Here is an 18652-nt window from a genome sequence, read left to right as displayed (position 1 = left end):
GACTTGATTTGCATAGAGGAATGTGAGATGGATCAGTATCAACCTGTTGCAGGCTCATATGCAGTGATCAAATGCCAAGAGAAGTTTCTGCTTTGCTATAATACGTGGAGAAAACAATGGGAACTACCTGCGGGTAAGAGGGAAAGGGGAGAGACGACTAAAGCATGCGCGATAAGAGAGTTGTATGAAGAAACGGGACAAGTGGTCACGGAGATGGACTTTATTGGGCTAATGGTGGTAAAGAACATATTGAATGGGACGCTTAAATATAATCCGGTATACGGTGCAATGGTCGAAAAACTCATACCGTTTGTGGAAAACGAGGAAACATCGGGTATCATGCTGTGGGATACAGAGGAACGAGTTGAAGTGATTGATGCAGTAGACTTATGTTTGATAAAGGAGCTAAAATAATAGATAGGGGATTGGAGGCTCTCCCTAGACTCGCCACTTGCGCAAAACGGACTTTAATGATGACATTAGGAGGAAAATCATGAGAACCATTAATGTATCGCCACATGTCAAGAAAGTCGAGGCTTGGTTTTTGGTGAAGGTGAGCGCTTGGATTGTAAAAGGAACAGAGGGTGTCTATCTTGTTGATACGGGTTTGCCTTTTATGGCCAAGCGATTGCTGCGAGAGATAGAAAAATGGGGCGAGTTAAAAGCAGTGTTGCTTACGCACGGTCATTTCGATCATGTCGGCGGATTAAAAAAGATTCTCGCGGCACACACCGTCCCTGTTTATGCGCATGTGAGTGAAATGAAATACCTTGAAGGAAGCGAACCTTATCCTGGAATGAAGAAAGCAACACACGCGGTTCCGTCTCATCTTGCTGAGACACTACCGGTGTTGCCTGATGGGATGTTCAAAGAAATAGGGGGATTAACGCCATTTTACACCCCGGGGCATACGCCCGGTCATGTCGCGTATTATCATGAAGCAGACAATGTATTAATCGGCGGAGATTTGTTTATGTCACGAGGAGGGCAGTTACGGAAGCCGTTCGGCTCTGCCACTGTCGACTTAAAACAAGCTGTAACGAGCGGTCGTGTTGTTGAGACACTGAAACCGAGGTTGGTCAGCATTTGTCATGGGCGTGACGTTTATGAGCCCCATAAACAGATTGATGCGTATGTCGCGCGGTATCAAAGAAGTTAGAGAAATGGATGCTTTATGGATAGCTTGATGATAAGATATGATACGCATGAGAATTTGAGAAGGAAGGGGGTGATAGTAGTAAATGAGGCGTATTCATTGGACGTGGGTATTGGTGCTATTATTGGTGATCATCTTAGCTGGACTTTTATTGGGGATAAAGGTTTATTTTAACTATCAAGAGGTACAAGTATTGACGGAAGAGTGTTTGAAGAATGACGGGGCTGTGAATATCTCAAGTTCGTTTTTATACCTAGACTATACTTTTATTTGTGAGCAGTAACGGTCATACAAAATGACAGTTGCTGTATTCTTCATTAGAGGCTTATAATATGAGAGAGAAAGAAGAGGAAAAAATGATCTACGAACTAAAAAAAAATGAATTTAACAAATGTACGCATTTAATTGATGAAAATGATCCGTTAGCAACTGCCGTTATTTTAGGTAACAATCCGGGAAGAATCTTTGTTGATGACAAGGACAAGCCATCTACAGGTTTAGTTTGGTTTAAATCCGATGACATTGGTTTTGGTTTGGTCGGCGATGGTGGGAATCAAACGTTTCAGCGAGAGATTGGTCCTTTCATTGAGGGATATATAAAATCTGAAGCAAAAAAGATCAGCTGGGATTGGTTTGAAATCGGTGGAACGTCTCCGCAGTGGGATCAGGCTGTGAAAGATATTTTTCAACATAAGGGTATCGAAACTGACGAGCAGTTCGTGTATACTTTGCGTGAAAGTGGTCATGCAGCGTTGCAAGCACATCAGCTACCATCCGGTTACGAGTTATGCGAAATATCCAGTTCTCTATTAAACGCAAATGAGATTGAAAATCTATCCTTTTTACAGGGGAAGATCACGGGTTATTGGGGGAGTATCAACCAGTTCTTAGAAAAAGGTTTCGGTTATTGTATCGTTCATGAACAAAAAGTTGTGAGTGTGTGCTTCTCGGATTTCATCACCGATAAGTTTTCTTCGACAGCGATAGAAACATTAAAGGAATATGAAGGAAGAAAACTGGCACAAATCGTCGCTTGTGCATACGTGCAGGCATGTTTCCAAAGAGGACTGACGCCTTATTGGGATTGTATGAAGGGAAATCTTCCGTCCCAGGCTGTGGCGGAAAAGGTAGGGTTTAAGAGACTCAGAACTTATTACGTTCATTATTTTAAATTGTGATGTGACTGGCTGGAGGTGCATCGATGTTTGATCAACGATCCTTTGACTGTCGCCATGATTGGGGGATAAGAGGCGCAAGGGAAGCAGCAAAAAGAGGCGATATCACTGTCATTGTCGACGTGCTCAGTTTTTCCTCGACGGTCGTTGCAGCCTTGCACAACGGGGCCGTTATCTACCCGTATCCTTTGCATGAAGATGGCAAAATGTATGCGCAGTCCATTGGCGCAACGTGTCTTCCTGGTAGGAGCGAAGCGGCTAAATTAGGTGTGCCAACGTTGTCGCCTGTTTCTTTTGCACGAGAACATCGCGAGCGACGATTTGTGTTGAGCTCGCTCAACGGCGCGCACTGTGCTTGGATTGCCAAGCAAGTTCCAAAGCTTGTGATTGGTTCATTATTAAATGCGGCGGCTGTTGCTAGATATTGCAATAAATTACAAGAAGAGATCAATAGACCAATTACGGTGGTCTCTTGCGGTGAACGTTGGGATGACGCAAGAGAAGATGAGAACAACATGAGGCCGGCAATAGAAGATGCCCTCGGTGCTGGTGCGATATTAAAAGGGTTAGTAGGCTCAAAGTCTCCTGAAGCACAAGTATGTATGGCGTCTTTTAATGGTTGTAGAAGTGAACTGTCTGAGCTCGTCACATCGTGCGGGAGTGGGCAAGAACTGATTGCAAGAGGATACGAAGATGATATTGCCTTCTGCGCTCAATTTAATACGACGAATGTCGTACCTGTGTTGCACCCGGGAGGCGCGTATTTTGAAAACGGTTTACGAGATAACTAAATTGTGAGGGAAGATATCATGACAAAAAACAAAAGACTGTTTTATCCGTGGAGAATTTAAGCAAGACATTTGCCGGCGCTGGCGGTCATTAATTACAAGCGTTGCGCAACAAGCTACACCATCGATAAGGATGGAGACATGGTTGCATTTCTCATCGGCTTTTTGTCGCAAACACAAACAGATGAGGCGTATATTCATTTCGTCGGTGTTCATCCAGATTACCGTGGACGATACATTGGGCAAAGGTTGTATGAACACTTTTTTGAAGCGGTGCGAGGGAAGCGTAAAAAGATGACAATCAAGTGCATCACTTCTCCGGTGAACAAGCAGTCCATTGCTTTCCACACACATATGGGCTTTGAGGTGGAAGAAAGTCCATGGCTAGAAGACGGTGTTTATGTGCACAAAGATTATGATGGACCGGGGCTCGATCGGGTGTTGTTTAAGAAGGAGGTGACCACATGATCCATGTCAATGTAAGAGCGTTGATTATAAGAAATGTGGATGATGAGGAAGAAATCCTTGTGCAAAGACGTGTAAAGGAAAATGAAAGCGAAACCCCGATAGAATTGCCGGGTGGTAGACTGGAAGAGTATGAATCATTTATTGATGGACTGCGACGAGAGATCAAGGAGGAGACTGGTCTTGCGCTTGAATCTATCATAGATCCTTTACATGAAGTGAAAACGACATCAACAGAAGGATTTACAGTTGAATGCATGGCGCCTTATGCGGTGTATCAAACGCTTGAAGGACCTGTAAACTCTATGGGCGTGTATTTTAGATGCCGAGCGAAGGGAAAGCTATTGAAAAAAGGAGATGGTTCTGATCATATCCAGTGGGTGACCAAGAAGGAGTTACGTAGACTGTTAGAAGAAGGTTCACTTAGTTGGGTCGATCAAGCTGGCGTTCAATCTTATCTTAATCAATAAGCAAACTTGCAAAGGAAGTGTCGTTGCTATGGAATATTTCAAAGAACTACGAGAGTATGTCGGGACGAAGCCATTGATTTTACCAGGCGCGATTGTCATTTTGTGGGATGAATTAGAACAAAAGGTGCTTTTACAAGAACGACATGATGGACCCTGGGGGTTGCCGGGCGGTTTGATGAATCTTGGTGAAAGTTTTGAAGAAGTGGCAACACGAGAAGTGAAGGAAGAGACGGGTTTAGATGTTCACGAGCTTGAGTTGTTAAATGTATTTTCTGGGCGCGAATATTATTTGAAAGCTCCAAACGGCGATGAACTGTATTCGGTAACAGCAGTGTATGTATGTAAAAGCTTTTCTGGAACGTTATCCGATGATAATGATGAGACAAGATCACTGTCTTTCTATTCGTTAGACTCGCTGCCATCTCCTTTAACAAAAGGGGATACGCGTTATCTTCAAGCGTTTAAGAAAAATTTTCATAATGAGGGCTTGAAACGATGATCCAATCCCAGATTCAATACACAATCTACACATTATGTCTTATACAAGACGGAAACCAAGTACTGTTACTCGACCGCCAACACGATGATTTTAAAGGGTTTATTCCTCCGGGCGGTAAATTAGAATTTCCGGAGAGCCCGGTGCAATGTGCGACAAGGGAAGTATAGTTAGCAGAAGAATTGAATATGACAATTCAAAAGGAGCGCGTCCATTATTTGTACACAGTGAAGGGGCCGGCTTACGGGGAAGAAGCACTCGTGGAGTTAATTTGTTTTGCTGCTAATTGGGATGGAGAAATTTCTCCTTGTGCTGAAATTAGCGAAGTCGATTGGATCAGTGTCAAGAAAACAGAGTGGATGGCACCAGCTGTTGTGACGTTGGTGGAGGAGTATATGGAGCGGTAAGAGATTAAGAGAGGGGACCAGAAAAATGGCAAAAATATTTGATGCACATTTTTATATTATTGACCCGAAGTTTCCGTTAATCGAAAATCAAGGCTACTTACCGGACGCATTTACACATGAACAATATCTTGAGAGAACGAAAGATATACAGCTAGAAGGAGGTGCGATTGTTTCAGGATCTTTTCAAGGGTACGACCAAACTTACTTGCTACATTCCTTAAAACAACTGGGTGACAATTTTGTCGGTGTGACGCAACTACCATATGAAGTAAGCGATGCTGATATCCTAAAATTGCATGATGGTGGGGTGCGGGCGCTGCGTTTTAACGTGAAACGAGGTGGTTCTGAAGATATTGCGCGGTTAGATGCATTTGCAAGAAGAGTCTACAATTTAGCTGGCTGGCATCAGAATTGTACATCGACGCAATCTCGTTACCCGAAATTGCATTGATACTTGAGCGCTTGCCAGCTGTGTCCATTGACCATCTCGGCTTATCGAAAGAAGGGCTTCCACACTTGCTTGCCTTGGTTAATAAAGGAGTCAAAGTGAAAGCGACTGGGTTCGGTAGGGTCGATTTTGACGTTGAAGAAGCATTGCGTACAATCTATGAAGCCAACCCGCATGCGCTCATGTTTGGCACAGATTTGCCTTCGACGCGGGCGAAAAGACCGTATTGTGATGATGATATTAACCTCGTATATAGAGCGCTTCCGCTAGAAGCTGCGGAAAAAGTGTTATATAAAAATGCGCGGGCGTGGTATTTACAGTCAAGATAGGGGGACATCAGTATGTTAGAAACAACAATTTATTTTGTCAGACATGCATCCTCCGAGAGGGGTTCTAAACGGGAAGAAAGAACGAGAGGTCTGACAGACATAGGATTTTCTGACGCGAAAAGAGTGGCGCGCGTTTTAAAAGAAGAGGGTGTAAATGTGCTGATCTCTAGCCCATATCGTCGGGCGATTCAGACGCTGGAAGATGCGTCGCGTGAACGAGGGATAAATATCGAAACGAATGAAGATTTTCGTGAAAGGGAGATGAGTGGCCCAGACTATATCTTTGGAGAGCACCTTTTTCCAGCCATAAAAAAAGTCTTTCAAGAGACAACGTATACATTTCCAGGTGGCGAATCGAATGAGGAAGCGAAACAACGTGGCATGCGAGGGATGACTGATGTGTTGACGAGATATGCAGGTAAAAAAGTTGCGATTGGCATTCACGGGAATATTATGACGATTATCTTAAATGCATATGATTCTTTCTATGACTACGATTTTTGGTTGAATACGAGCAAGCCGGATATTTACAAGCTTAATTTTCAAGGTGAAAGAATGATAAGTGTAACGAGATTGTGGGAAGTGGGTTAGCAATCTGTCTGAATAGATTTTAGGTATTGGGAGGGTGAAAATGAATGTCAAACGTATCATCCAATTAGAAGGATTAGCGGTCTTTTTGTTGGCGGTTGGGCTCTATTTTTACATCGGTGGTGCGTGGTGGTTCCTTCTCGTCCTCGCACTGGTACCGGACATATCGATGGTTGCCTATATGTACAATCAAAAAGTTGGTAGCATCGTTTACAATTTATTTCATACGTATGTCGTTCCGGTGATGCTGATCGCTATAGGGGTGTGGCTGGAGCAACGATTGTTACTAGAGATCGGGTTGATATGGGGGGCGCATATCGGAATGGATCGGTTTTGTGGATTTGGTTTGAAGTATGATACGCAGTTTAAGGATACGCATATTGATCGAATGTGAACAGGTACCTAGAGCACACAAAAATAAAAAATCACTGATTTCTCTAGACAACACGCGCAAGATCGTGTATGCTCGGTGTAATCATATTTTAGGAGGTGGGTAAAATGAATCTTTCATGTGGGAGCCAGGCAGCCATATTAGCATACTTATGGATTTGTCATGCTCTTTTTTCCACAGTTGTTGCGAAATTGGACCAGTCTGTCCTTTTTCAAGAGACAACAGTATAGGAAAAACCACAGGGAAGAGACTTTTACTCGCAAACGGACAAAGACAGTAGGCGACGGAGTAAACTCTGGCGTCTTTTTTGTGTTATAAAAATGTTGAACGATAGGGTTTGTACGCATAAAATCTCAGCGAAATCTCTTCCTGTGGACATTAGTATAGGGGGAGTATGAAATGATTGTATGTCAAATGCATGCTTGCACACAACAGTTGGGCGGCAAGACGATTTTTGAACAAGTATCGTGGGAAATGAAGCAAGGTGAGCGCGTTGGTTTGATTGGACGTAACGGTGAAGGGAAGACGACGTTGCTTCATTTGTTAGCAGGAAGAACAGCGCCGCAGGCAGGAACCATCTCATGGAAAAAAGACATTAGGGTGGGGCTGCTTGAGCAGCGTCCCGTGCGCGCAGGGGAAAAATCGGTTTTGGCCATTTTGTCTGACGTCTTTGCGGAAGTACAGGCTTTGGCAGAGCGGATGCAAGTGCTGGAGCAGCAACTGGCGGTAGAAAAAGATGAAAATCGTTTAGCGCGATTGCTGAATGAGTACGGAAAATTACAAGAGCGTTTTGCGGCGCAAGGTGGTTATGAGCAAGATGCGGTCATTCGGCGAGTGACGGATGGTCTGCAGTTAAATGATTTACTAGGGAAACAGTGGCACATGTTAAGTGGCGGAGAGCGTACGAAAGTCGGCTTGGCACAGTTGTTGTTACAACAGCCAGATTTGTTGTTATTGGACGAGCCAACGAATCATTTGGATTTGCCGGCGATCGAATGGCTAACAGACTGGATGCGGCACTACGAGGGCACGGTCGTCATTGTTTCACATGATCGCACCTTTTTAGATGAAGCAGTCCAGTCGATTGTAGAAATTGAACAAGGAAAGCTGCATCATTATCATGGCAACTACTCGTATTATGTCGAGGAAAAAGAAGCGCGGGTGTTGTTACAATTTAAACAATACGAAGATCAACAGAAGAAAATAAAAAAAATGCGGGCGACGATTAAGCGGCTAAAGGAGTGGGCCAATCGCGCGAATCCACCAAATGCGGGAATGCATCGGCAAGCGAAAAGTATGGAAAAGGCACTCGCGAAAATCGAGCAACTGGAACGGCCACCACAAGAAAAAGCGATGGCATTGTCCTTTGCCGAGCAGAAGCGAAGTGGGCAAGATGTATTGCGTATAGATGGAGTCGAGAAGACGATCGCTGGTAATCACATTCTTCGAGGAACTACCCTCTCTGTACGCCACCGCGAGCGGCTAGCCATTGTAGGAGGCAATGGTGCAGGAAAGTCAACGCTGCTGCGTCTTTTGCTTGGGCAGGATGAGCCAGATGCGGGCGACATACAACTCGGCTCAGGAGTGTCGTGCGGGTACTTGTCCCAACATCACCAAGAGCTGGATGAGACGCAGACAGTGCTGGAAGCGTTTCGCGCGAGCTGTGCCGTGACAGAAGGAGAAGCGCGCGGGAAGCTCGCCCAATTTCTCTTTTATGGTCATGATGTGTTCCAGAAAGTTGCGCAATTAAGTGGTGGGGAGAAAATGCGGTTACGTCTTGCCCAGTTAATGTATGAAAAGCATAACGTGCTCATTTTAGATGAACCAACGAATCACCTTGATATTGCTTCAAAGGAAGCATTGGAAGAGGCACTCGTGCTATTCCCGGGGACGGTTGTCGTCGTCTCGCATGACCGTTATTTTTTAAATAAGTTGTTTCCGGTGACGTGTTGGTTGGAAGATGGTAAATTGACACGGTATGAAGGAAACTTTGCTTATGCTCGCATGAAGCGAGAGGCAAATGCGTAGACGGAAAAAGGGGGAGAAAACGATTAATGGAGCCCGAGAATCCGTTACTAGATGAGTATGTGGAGAGTGATTGCACATGAAAAATGATATCGCACTCATCACCATTATGCATGATCCAACGGGTGCGCTCTATCAACCTTTAGTAGCGGCAATGCCAGTGCTTGCCACGTATCCAGGGGCAAAATATGTGGCGTTGAGCGAACAGACGGATCGGCGTGTGCGTGATGCATTGAAAGCGCACAACTTTACCGTGTTTGACATTGAGAAAAAAGGCGTGGCGCATGCGCGTCGGAAAGTGGCAGCGCTCGCCCAGTCGTATGGACATGATTTTTATCATTATTGTGATTTGGATCGCCTCGTGACGTGGGCGATGCAGTCGCCGGAGGAGTGGCGATGTGTGCATGAGAAAATTGCCGCCCACGATTATATGGTCATTGGTCGGACGGCCCGCGCATTTGCGACGCATCCGGGTGCATGGCAAGAAACCGAAGCGATCACGAACAAAATCTTTTCCCTCGCAATGGGGTGCGAGGTGGATGTGACCGCTGGAAGTGGGGCTTTTATTCTTTTACGATTGGAGGATAAAAATAAAAAGACTGACTGCTTTATATTGGACGTTCTTGTCTATGACCATCTCTTCGTATGTTTGTTTGCCATTTAAGTATAGACGACCCATCAAATAATGTGATATGATAAAAAAAGTTAACTTATAAGTTACTTAATTCCCTTAAATGGCTTTCCTTATTTGTTGAGGAGAAGAAATGAGTGTTAGGTAGAGGGTACTTGATTCATCGTGTGATTGTTGCAATTTACTGTAAGCGGTGTCTCTATCACAATTTTTCATCATGGTATGATAGGAGGAGTATGTGTGAAAAGGGAGAAAGGAAAACTAGATCGGCAAATAAGGAGAAAAACAGAGGAGTTATTAAAAAATTTTTGGTGGTCTATATCAATGTTAGAAGAAGACATGCTTCAAGTAACGGAAACATTTCAGTTTGAATGGTCAGAATGTACACGCAATGGATGCTGGGGAAGTGTGCTAAAGTTGAGTGAAGAAGAGAGAAATCAAATAACCAGCATAGTGAGAGCTTTAAATAAGTTGTCAGAGAGAGAAAGGAAGCTATTAATTTTGCGTTATATGCAGGTAGAGAAATTGACGGCAACGGAAGTATATGAGCAAACCCTATTAAGTGAGAGCCATGGACGCCGAGTAAAAAGAGAGGCGCTACATAAGTTAGCTGTTATGTTGCGTTTATTTTGATGGAGATAAAGGACTTTGAAATAACTGTTTGTTTATCGAAATGCGATCGTTTTGGGGTGGTCATATATTATCTTTCGGGCTATACTACTAGTAGCTTCTAGGTTATATACATCTTTAACATTAGGTTTGCTGATTTTTTGAATTACCTATTAGTATATTTAATAGTTGAATTATGTTAGTAACGTAGAGCTAATATAAAAGGAGGGGAGGAGAAAGTGGTGACATTTTTTGAGTACAAAGTGAGTAATGAATCAGTCCAGTATGGTAACGTTACAATCATTGTTAAGTGTAAATATGTCTAAACCTAATCGGTTGCATTGATTTGCGGAAAAATAAGCGAAATTGCTAGTTAGTCTTTTAAAATGATAGAGGAAGAGGTGAGAATAATGACGTTCTATGAATACAAAGTGAGTAATGAATCAGTTCAGTATGGTAACGTTAAGATCATTGTTAAGTGTAAGTATGTTTAAATCTAGTCGTTTGACGCTTTACTTACATTTAAGTAAAATTTGTGCAGATTCTTGAAGAGTTTTTACTTTAAAATTAAGTCAGGAGGGCGTACAGAGGGTAGAGGTACCTTTTGTTTACGCCCGCCTAAGAAATGGTGATATTTAATGGGAGTTAAGTATTATTTACATGCTGGCATGTACTGGGTATTAAAAGAAGATGAAATAATGTTTTATTTTTCGAATTTAGATCTTAGAACAGGAATACGTTCTTCGAATAATAAACTGCTTTTTGAGTTGTTGAAGCAACTCAAAGATCCGAAAACCCGTAAGGAATTGATTGAGTTATCTTTGTTTGATCAAGAAGAGGACCTTGATATGACACTCAACTATTTACTTGAAAATAAGTATATCTCAGTGTTTAAAGAGGTCGACCATATAGTTATGAGACTCCGTTCTTATACAGATAGCATTCCATATGTTAAGTTTGAAGATTATTTTTGTCGATTACACGAGGTGTCTATTTGTATTTTAGGAGTAGGAACAGGTGGGAGCTATATTCCTGAAGGATTGTTGAAATTAGGGCTTCATGATTTGACGCTCATCGATCATGATAAAGTAGAAGAGAAGAATTTATATGCGCAAAATTACTTTCCAGAGGATGTCGGAAAGTATAAAGTTCAAGCTTTAGAGAAGCGTTATCGGCAATTAAATAAACAATTAAAAGTGTTCGCAAATAAAGTAAATGGTTTTAATGACCTTTCTCATCTTATAGATGTCAAGAAGACAAATTATTTATTAGTGTGTGCAGACGATATTGATCTGACCATTAACCTATTAAAAAATGTATTTGAAGTAAATTCAGAGATCAAGGTCATTTTAACAGGTTATGCTGTGTTTCAGCAATATACCCGTATGATCAACGTGGATGATTATAAGTTCGTCTTGAAAGAGATGATGTCAGAAAATCAATCTATGAGTGATCAGCAAGAGATTGCGGAGAACAATGGGGTTATCTTTAATGCGCTATTTTCTGCGCTTACAATATCAAAAATGATTTTTGATGACATGTTGAATATTAGTAATGCGAAAATCTCCACAGCGGACTTCCTAAAAAATAAATATCTTTTGGGAAATGAGATTCAAATTCAATTGGAAGATAAACTCGAACGCGAGAGGTCGAGTGTAAATCAGATTTTCTATGATGTTGGTAACAAAATGGTTTCAGAAGACAAATGGATTAGGGATCTGACATTAGATAATCTTTTTAATGACAATCTAATTAAGCGAAAAGCGATTTACAAAGAATTAGAACCTTTTCTTCGTGGGGATGAAATGAGTCATTTTAAGAGGTTTATGGACTATAAAGACAGGATCACTGATGAGATGAGGGTGGATCAAAAAGTCAGTAAGGAAGCGCTTTTAGTGCGTTTGTTCACCTTTATTAAGGAACGCTTTTCGGAAAAAGATTTTCTTGAACTAAAAGCGATCGTCGATAATGGGTTTATCCAAGATAAGAAAACATTATTTTCGTCTGCTAAGCCTCAGACAGTAAATGACAATGGATTTATTTTTATTAACAATGTTATTAATAATGAACACGATTTACATGCCTTCAATACACTTATTCATGAAGTGTTTCATGCTTTGTTTTATATTCAAGGGGAGAAAAATGTATTTGTCCATGAATCGTTTGTTTTAAAGCAGCAAATTTCTTTTTTAAAAAAACACCTTTATGAAAAAGATATTTATGAGATGTCAAGGGCGTTTGTTTTGCACAATGTAAATGAATATATTACATCTATGGTCGCATGTGAATATGAAAAATATACTTATAACGGAGATATAAATGGTTTTATTCAGAAGTGGGACGGATTTAAGGGTCACGAGGATGAACTGTTACAAATTTTAAATCACCACATTAATAACTCTGATCCGTTGTTTTCATATAGGTATGTGTATGCGATGAATCAAAATTTTGCAGAATTTGATAAGCTAGTTACTTTGTTTGCTAAAAGTCATTTGGGGCAATGAAGGGTTTTTTAAAGCCCGACGTTCTTTTTGGGATAAGTCCAAAACTGCTGGTGCATATTGATTGGGAGATAAATTCTTCTTTATACCGAGTGGATCATAGGATATAAAACGGAAAAGAGGTATAACATGAAGGGTTCGAACTTTTGGTTATTATTTTCTGGAAGATTATTTAGCAATATTGGTGATAGTCTTTATGCAATTATCGCGATGTGGCTCACCTTTGAGTTAACAGGAAGTACCTTATACACTGGTATTGCAGGTTTTTTAACGATGATTCCCTCAGTGTTTCAATTTTTAACAGGTCCTTATATTGACCGCACTAATTTAAAATCGATATTGATTACGACACAGCTTCTGCAATTTGCATTTTTACTGTTAGTACCCTTGTTTTACTATTTTGACGTATTGACGGTTCATTGGTTACTACTAATCATGTTTATCACTTCGTGTATCAGTGAATTTGCTTACCCTGCTGAAAGCGCGTTGTTGCCACGTGTTGTTAAGGAGAATGAATTGATAAAGGCAAACTCGTACATGTCGGTTGCTTATCAAGGGACGGACATTTTGTTTATGGGAATCGGAGGTGCTTTATTAGTTTTTACTGACGCACCACTTCTTCTATTTATCAATGCCTTTTTGTATTTACTGACGACGATATTGTTTACATGCCTCAAAACGGCACCAGCAGTCAGCAACGCTGCACAAAAAGAAACACTATTAATCACCATGCGGAATTACAAGGTTGATTTAAAAGAAGGTGTCACATATGCAAGAAAAACCATTATTCCTCGCCTCTTAGTAAGTGGTGTTGTTGCTAATGCCTTTCTCATGGCTTTTATCGTTAATTTACCTAGTATCGCTGAGCAAAAAGGTGGACCGAGTTTATATGGTGTCTATATGGCCGTGTTATCAATTGGCATGTTACTTGGTACAGCTTCTGCTTCTCAGCTTAGTCGCTTCAGATTTGGTGACTTGACCATCGTTGGCTTCATGATTTGTGGGGTGACATGGATCGCAGCAGCCATTGTCCCTTCCCCAATTGTATCCATTATTCTTACTGGATTTAGCACAACGATCATTGGCGTTAGCAATGTCATGGGAGCGGCCATTTTTCAACGATGTATTGAAGAAAGGTTGCTTGGGCGTGTAATGTCTCTTATGATGAGTGCATCATCCCTAGCGGCCCCTCTTGGCGCACTTCTTGGTGGAATCATTGGTGCACAATTTGGTTCTATCTATCCGTTTATTAGCGCTGGGATCGCACTGATACTTGTGTCATTATACTGGTTAACACAACCATTATTGCGGCAACTCCCGCAGCCAGAAAAATGTGAATTAGAGCTAGAGAAACAAGAAAGTTATCAACAATCAAGTTGAGAATGTTGTTGATATTAATAACTTACTTTACACTTTAGCAGAGTTAGTACTCTAACAGGCTTCCCTGAATGAAGATACTTGAAAAAGTATTTCATTCGGGGGATTTCATGTTTAAAAGCACTATCTTTAGTGGGGAGGATAGTGTAGGGAAACAATAAAAATATGGAGGGAGGTATCACACATGAAACGCTTTAAATTTTCGCGAGAAACAGGAAAGAAAGTCACGCACTTTGACTCTCATTTTATAATGACAAAGTTGGTTATGACAGACAGTGCGACGCATGTTGGCATGGTATATCTTGAGCCAGGCGATATGATCGGTTTTCACGAAACAGTTGTGAATCAGCTGTTACTTGTGATCGATGGAGAAGGAGAAGTACGCGGCGAGACAGGCTCGTCGTTCCCTATCTCCGCCGGTGAAGCGGTTTTTTGGGAAAAAGGTGAAGGACATGAGACGAAGACAGCCGTCGGATTAACGGCGCTTGTTGTTGAATCAGAAACGTTACAACCTCATGCGTCGCTCGAGGTGAAATAAAAGGGGGAATGATGATAAGTTAAAGCATTCAAAGCAGGGACTCATGATAGATAAGAAAAAACGAATGCCTATAAAAGCATATGGGCAGTTACTCTATCAGTACATGCGACCAATGAGGTGGCGTGTTGTAGCAGTATTTGTACTTTTGTTAATTAGCATCGGTTGTCAACTGCTTAGCCCACTTGCGTTGCGTCAGTTTATTGATCTCGCAAGGACGGGTGGTTCGATCTCACAAATGTATGGTGCGGCCATTTTGTTCGTCGTATGGGCGTTAGCTGGGCAAGCGCTCCATGTACTTGTCGTATACATGGGCGAAAATGTTGGTTGGCGAGCAACCAATGCGCTCCGTGCGGAGTTGATGGCCCATTATTTCACATTAGATCGGGCCCAGCAACAGTCATTTTCTACTGGAGAAATGATTGAGCGGATTGATGGCGATGTGCACGTGCTGCAAAATTTCTTCTCGCATTTTGTGATCAGCTTACTAGGAAATACGACGTTTATTGTAGGGATTTTGATCGTGTTCGTAGTAGAAGATTGGCGAATTGGTGTTGTGATGACCATGTTTATCATGATTGCCTTTTGGGCAATCGATAAAATGCGTCTGCTCGCAGTGCCGTATTGGCAGCGATTGCGTGCAGTGATCGGCGATTTTTTCGGTTTTTTAACTGAGCAGCTTGCTGCTCGTGAAGAAGCGCGTGCCAACGGTGGGCGCACGTACGTGTTGTGGCAGTTTGAACAGTTGTTACACAAGTGGTATCCAGTATCGAAGCAGGCGCACGTGCGTGGTTATGCGATGTGGATGACGACGATCTTTGTGTTTACACTCGGGAATGTGGTCGCTTTCGGGCTCAGTGCATGGTTGTTTCAAGCTGGGATCATTACAATTGGTACAGTGGTGATGGTGTTTTATTTCACTGAATTACTCATCAAACCGATTGAACACATTCGTTACCAGCTGGAGGATTTACAAAAGGCAGATGCGAGTATTTTACGGGTAAAAGCGTTATTCCAACTGCAAGCAACGATAAGGAACGAAGGTGAGAAGTGTTTGCCGGACGGTGCGCTGTCGGTATCGATGCGCAATGTGTCGTTCGGTTATGCAGCGGATACGCCAGTACTGGAGGATATTTATATACAGCTTCGGGCAACGAAGGTCCTTGGTTTACTCGGAAAAACCGGGAGTGGGAAGACAACGCTCGCTCGATTGTTGCTCCGTTTTTATGAGCCGGATGAAGGGGCGATCAAACTTGGAGATGTGGCGGTTTCTGAAGTTGCTCAATCCGATTTGCGAGCGCGAGTTGGTTTTGTGACGCAAGATGTACAGTTACTGAAAGCAACGGTGCGTGACAATGTGACGTTCTTTGATCCGCATGTCAGTGATGAAAAAATCATTACGGTGATTGATGAACTCGGTTTGGCATCTTGGTACCGCACGCTTCCCCATGGATTAGATACGTATGTAGGCGAAGAGGGCGTGCAACTATCGGCTGGGGAAGCGCAGTTGCTCGTGTTGGTACGGGTATTTTTAGCTAACCCGGGGCTAATCATTTTAGATGAGGCCTCAGCGCGTCTTGATCCAGCTACGGAGCAGGTGCTCGACCAGGCAATGCGTCGGCTTCTTGCCGGGCGAACAGCGATCATTATTGCCCATCGCCTAGCGACGATTGCCCATGTTGATGAAGTGCTCATTCTCAACCACGGGCGTGTGCTGGAATATGGCAAGCGCGAACAACTCGCATCAACCCCGCACACACATTTTTACAAGTTGTTGCACGGGGGAAGAAAGGAGTTGTTACAATGAAGCCATTCCAGTTTATGTGGGCACTCATCATGTACCGGCCGTGGCTGTATGTGTTAAATGGGTTCATTTGGCTCGTCATTCATCTTTTCCCGATTGTGCCGGGTTTGTTGACGCGAGAATTGCTTCATACATTGACAGGGGACGCAAACTTGACAATCGGTGTGTGGAGCTTGTTGCTTCTACTACTGGGCGTTGCGTGCGGACGGATCACGTTTATTTTTATGGGAGCGCTGACTGATGTGTGGCACCGGTTCATGATGAGCGGGCTCATTCGGAAAAATTTATTTGCTCATGTGCTAGCGCAGCCAGTGAAGCTAGAAGTAGGACAAATGGTCATCCAATTTCGCGAAGATGCAGCGCAAGCAGAAGACGCGATTAGTTGGACGTTAGATTTCGTGGGTCGGTTTTTGTTTGCGATGTGCTCTCTCGTTCTTTTATTAGCAATAGATGTGCAATTAACGTTGTTCGTATTCGTACCACTCATTGTTGTTGTCGCGATTGCCAATATGGCGATGAAACGACTGGGCGCACATCGTGAGAAAAGTAAGCAAGCTTCTGCTGCTGTCGTAAGTACGATTGGTGAGATGACAGCGATGTCACAAGCGATTCAACTGGCGCGGGCAGAGTCACGGATGCTTGCGCGAATGGACACATTGAACAAAGAGCGGCGAAAGACGATGGTGAAAGATCGCGCATTGACGCAAGCCTTGGAGGCGGTCTTTGCAAACACGGTGACGATCGGAACCGGGCTCATTTTATTGCTCTCAGCAGGAGCGATGCAAAGCGGTGCTTTTAAAATCGGTGACTTTGTGTTGTTTGTCTTTTATCTTGGCTACGTCACGGAGTTTACCCAGTTTTTCGGACGCTTTCTGGCTCATTACCGGCAAACGAGCATTTCTTTCAAGCGAATGGCGGCGTTATTTGGGGAGAAACAAGCTCAGGCGCTCGTCCGGCACACGCCTTTACCGTTGAAGCAGCTGCCGGTAAATGAGGAGGAAAAGGTTCGGGTTTCTTCTTTCGAACAGTTACGGGTGTCAGGCTTGACTTATCAGTTCCCAGGTTCCACGCTAGGCGTGCAGGACGCGAGTCTTACGATAAAAAAAGGGAGCTTCACCGTCATTACCGGGCGCGTTGGTTCGGGGAAAACAACATTGCTACGGTCGTTGCTTGGGCAATTGCCAAAGCAAGCGGGTGAGGTTTGTTGGAGTGGACAACGCGTAGATGACCGGGCGGCGTTTTTTGGCCCTCCTTATAGCGCATACACACCGCAAGTGCCAACGCTGTTTAGCGCTTCAATCAAGGAGAATATTTTGCTTGGCAAGTCTGAAGATGACGTTGATTTGTCCCGGGTTATTGAAGAGGCCGTCTTAACAGAGACAATTGCGCAAATGCCCGACGGTATTGAAACAATTATTGGTACGCGCGGGATGAAACTATCAGGTGGACAAGTGCAGCGCGTGGCAATCGCGCGGATGCTGGCATGTGAGGCGGACGTATTTGTGCTAGATGATGTGTCGAGTGCACTCGATGTACAAACGGAAGCGCGCTTATGGGAGAATCTCGCAAATAAGCGTGATCGTACGTACTTGGTCGTATCGCACCGGAAAGACTGTTTACTACGGGCGGATCATGTGATTGTGATGGATGAAGGAAGCATTGTTGCGCAAGGAACATTAGCAGAGGTACGGCAGTCTTGTGCGGATGTAAATGTGTGGTTGGGGGAGAAGAAATAACGGAAGACATTTGCAAGGAGTCATTCTTTTACCATCTCGTCAACTATACTAGAATAGAAGATATGATGGTGTAGGTGACGCAAGGGCGGACAGCACTCTCCCGATAGAAGGGAGGTGTTGCCATGACCTGCTTTCAGACGGCGGTACTGATCGGTATGTTTTGTGGCCTATTAGTGTCCACGCTTATGTTAGTTGTGTCAATCGTTACTCTCAGTAAAAAAGAGTAACTCCACCCTAGCGCCACAGCTGGAATGTGGAGTTACTCCGCCTAAAAGCTGTCCCTCTTAATGGGAACCTTGCTATCATAAGACCGCGGGCGCTCTAGACCCGTGGTCTTCTTCATTTTATGCTTTGCTTACTGTTAGTATACATGGTGGGGTTAGTAGACGTCAAGGCTCGCAAATCTACGTATGTGTCAAGAATTTCTCGAGCGCCTTAAAAGACCAATGATTTCACCACTCTACAATTGTGCACTGATAATTGCCGTGTATTATTTCGAAATTTAGCTCCGTGAGGCTTGGCAGAGGGCAAGGGCCGGGTTGTATTTTTGAGAAAACCACTCAAAAATCTCCACCCTTCCCCCCTTGCCCTCTGCCATTTTGCGTGTGACTAAAAACGCCAATGATCGAGCGATAGACCGATGACATTTCAAGTTATATGGCTCGGTCATTTAGTTAGTTTAACACGCAAAAACGCTCGTACACCCGTCCTTCATTTGTGC

Annotated in this window: 21 protein-coding genes and 1 pseudogene; all 22 read left to right on the top strand. The window is 43.3% G+C overall.

The genetic code is table 11. The annotated features are described in order from the left end of the window. Positions 1-27 precede the first annotated feature (27 nt). The 22 genes and pseudogenes from BLT29_RS11700 to BLT29_RS11605 all read left to right on the top strand — a co-directional run bounded on the left by BLT29_RS11700 (position 28) and on the right by BLT29_RS11605 (position 17931). Positions 28-414 carry an NUDIX domain-containing protein gene (locus BLT29_RS11700; protein ID WP_245701256.1) on the top strand — a complete coding sequence of 129 codons (387 nt, stop codon included), beginning with the start codon at positions 28-30 and terminating at the stop codon, positions 412-414. A 79-nt stretch (positions 415-493) separates the two neighbouring features. Further along, on the top strand, positions 494-1159 hold the full coding sequence (locus BLT29_RS11695) for an MBL fold metallo-hydrolase (protein ID WP_090776504.1): 666 nt from the start codon (positions 494-496) through the stop codon (positions 1157-1159). Positions 1160-1241: 82 nt separating this feature from the next. Beyond that, positions 1242-1439 (top strand): hypothetical protein, encoded by a 198-nt coding sequence (locus BLT29_RS11690; protein WP_090776503.1) that lies wholly within the window; start codon positions 1242-1244, stop codon positions 1437-1439. A 49-nt stretch (positions 1440-1488) separates the two neighbouring features. After that, positions 1489-2334, top strand: coding sequence for a GNAT family N-acetyltransferase (locus BLT29_RS11685; RefSeq protein ID WP_090776502.1), 846 nt, complete (start codon positions 1489-1491; stop codon positions 2332-2334). Positions 2335-2357: 23 nt separating this feature from the next. After that, positions 2358-3122, top strand: coding sequence for a 2-phosphosulfolactate phosphatase (locus BLT29_RS11680; RefSeq protein WP_090776501.1), 765 nt, complete (start codon positions 2358-2360; stop codon positions 3120-3122). 69 nt (positions 3123-3191) lie between these two features. Beyond that, complete coding sequence (locus BLT29_RS11675; RefSeq protein WP_281241425.1) at positions 3192-3587, top strand: GNAT family N-acetyltransferase; 396 nt, start codon at positions 3192-3194, stop codon at positions 3585-3587. Continuing rightward, positions 3584-4054, top strand: coding sequence for an NUDIX domain-containing protein (locus tag BLT29_RS11670; protein ID WP_090776499.1), 471 nt, complete (start codon positions 3584-3586; stop codon positions 4052-4054). Before BLT29_RS11675 ends, BLT29_RS11670 begins: the two co-directional genes overlap by 4 nt. 28 nt (positions 4055-4082) lie before the next feature. Continuing rightward, a complete protein-coding gene (locus tag BLT29_RS11665) occupies positions 4083-4553 on the top strand; it encodes an NUDIX hydrolase (RefSeq protein WP_090776498.1) in 471 nt (156 codons plus the stop codon). Next, the gene (locus tag BLT29_RS13165) at positions 4550-4720 is read left to right on the top strand and encodes an NUDIX domain-containing protein (protein WP_141769897.1); all 171 of its coding nucleotides are present in this window, start codon (positions 4550-4552) and stop codon (positions 4718-4720) included. The genes BLT29_RS11665 and BLT29_RS13165 overlap by 4 nt, the downstream gene beginning before the upstream one ends. Before the next feature lie 18 nt (positions 4721-4738). Further along, a complete protein-coding gene (locus tag BLT29_RS13160) occupies positions 4739-4957 on the top strand; it encodes an NUDIX hydrolase (RefSeq protein ID WP_141769896.1) in 219 nt (72 codons plus the stop codon). Between the two features lie 25 nt (positions 4958-4982). Then, positions 4983-5734, top strand: a pseudogene (locus tag BLT29_RS11655) (amidohydrolase family protein). Positions 5735-5746: 12 nt separating this feature from the next. Further along, positions 5747-6325, top strand: a complete 579-nt coding sequence (locus BLT29_RS11650) for a histidine phosphatase family protein (protein WP_090776497.1) — start codon at positions 5747-5749, stop codon at positions 6323-6325. A 40-nt stretch (positions 6326-6365) separates the two neighbouring features. Beyond that, a complete protein-coding gene (locus BLT29_RS11645; protein WP_090776496.1) occupies positions 6366-6716 on the top strand; it encodes a DUF4260 domain-containing protein in 351 nt (116 codons plus the stop codon). Positions 6717-6820: 104 nt separating this feature from the next. After that, positions 6821-6943, top strand: coding sequence for a hypothetical protein (locus BLT29_RS13940; protein ID WP_281241424.1), 123 nt, complete (start codon positions 6821-6823; stop codon positions 6941-6943). A 169-nt stretch (positions 6944-7112) separates the two neighbouring features. After that, on the top strand, positions 7113-8741 hold the full coding sequence (gene abc-f, locus BLT29_RS11640) for a ribosomal protection-like ABC-F family protein (RefSeq protein ID WP_090776495.1): 1629 nt from the start codon (positions 7113-7115) through the stop codon (positions 8739-8741). Positions 8742-8817: 76 nt separating this feature from the next. Continuing rightward, the gene (locus BLT29_RS11635; protein WP_090776494.1) at positions 8818-9402 is read left to right on the top strand and encodes a DUF302 domain-containing protein; all 585 of its coding nucleotides are present in this window, start codon (positions 8818-8820) and stop codon (positions 9400-9402) included. A 207-nt stretch (positions 9403-9609) separates the two neighbouring features. After that, positions 9610-10002 carry a sigma factor-like helix-turn-helix DNA-binding protein gene (locus tag BLT29_RS11630; RefSeq protein WP_176763912.1) on the top strand — a complete coding sequence of 131 codons (393 nt, stop codon included), beginning with the start codon at positions 9610-9612 and terminating at the stop codon, positions 10000-10002. 614 nt (positions 10003-10616) lie between these two features. Then, a complete protein-coding gene (locus BLT29_RS11625; RefSeq protein WP_090776492.1) occupies positions 10617-12482 on the top strand; it encodes a ThiF family adenylyltransferase in 1866 nt (621 codons plus the stop codon). Between the two features lie 126 nt (positions 12483-12608). After that, positions 12609-13859 carry an MFS transporter gene (locus tag BLT29_RS11620; protein ID WP_090776491.1) on the top strand — a complete coding sequence of 417 codons (1251 nt, stop codon included), beginning with the start codon at positions 12609-12611 and terminating at the stop codon, positions 13857-13859. 181 nt (positions 13860-14040) lie between these two features. Continuing rightward, positions 14041-14394 (top strand): cupin domain-containing protein, encoded by a 354-nt coding sequence (locus BLT29_RS11615; RefSeq protein WP_090776490.1) that lies wholly within the window; start codon positions 14041-14043, stop codon positions 14392-14394. Between the two features lie 43 nt (positions 14395-14437). Next, entirely contained in the window at positions 14438-16198 is a 1761-nt protein-coding gene (locus BLT29_RS11610) for an ABC transporter ATP-binding protein (protein WP_090776489.1), read from the top strand. Continuing rightward, positions 16195-17931, top strand: a complete 1737-nt coding sequence (locus BLT29_RS11605; protein ID WP_090776488.1) for an ABC transporter ATP-binding protein — start codon at positions 16195-16197, stop codon at positions 17929-17931. The genes BLT29_RS11610 and BLT29_RS11605 overlap by 4 nt, the downstream gene beginning before the upstream one ends. Positions 17932-18652 lie beyond the last annotated feature (721 nt).

Origin of the sequence: Shouchella lonarensis (assembly GCF_900096965.1) — a bacterium.
Lineage (GTDB): Bacteria > Bacillota > Bacilli > Bacillales > Bacillaceae_D > Shouchella > Shouchella lonarensis.
Note: the sequence above shows the minus strand (reverse complement) of the source record. Positions and strands in the feature narration are given on the sequence as shown.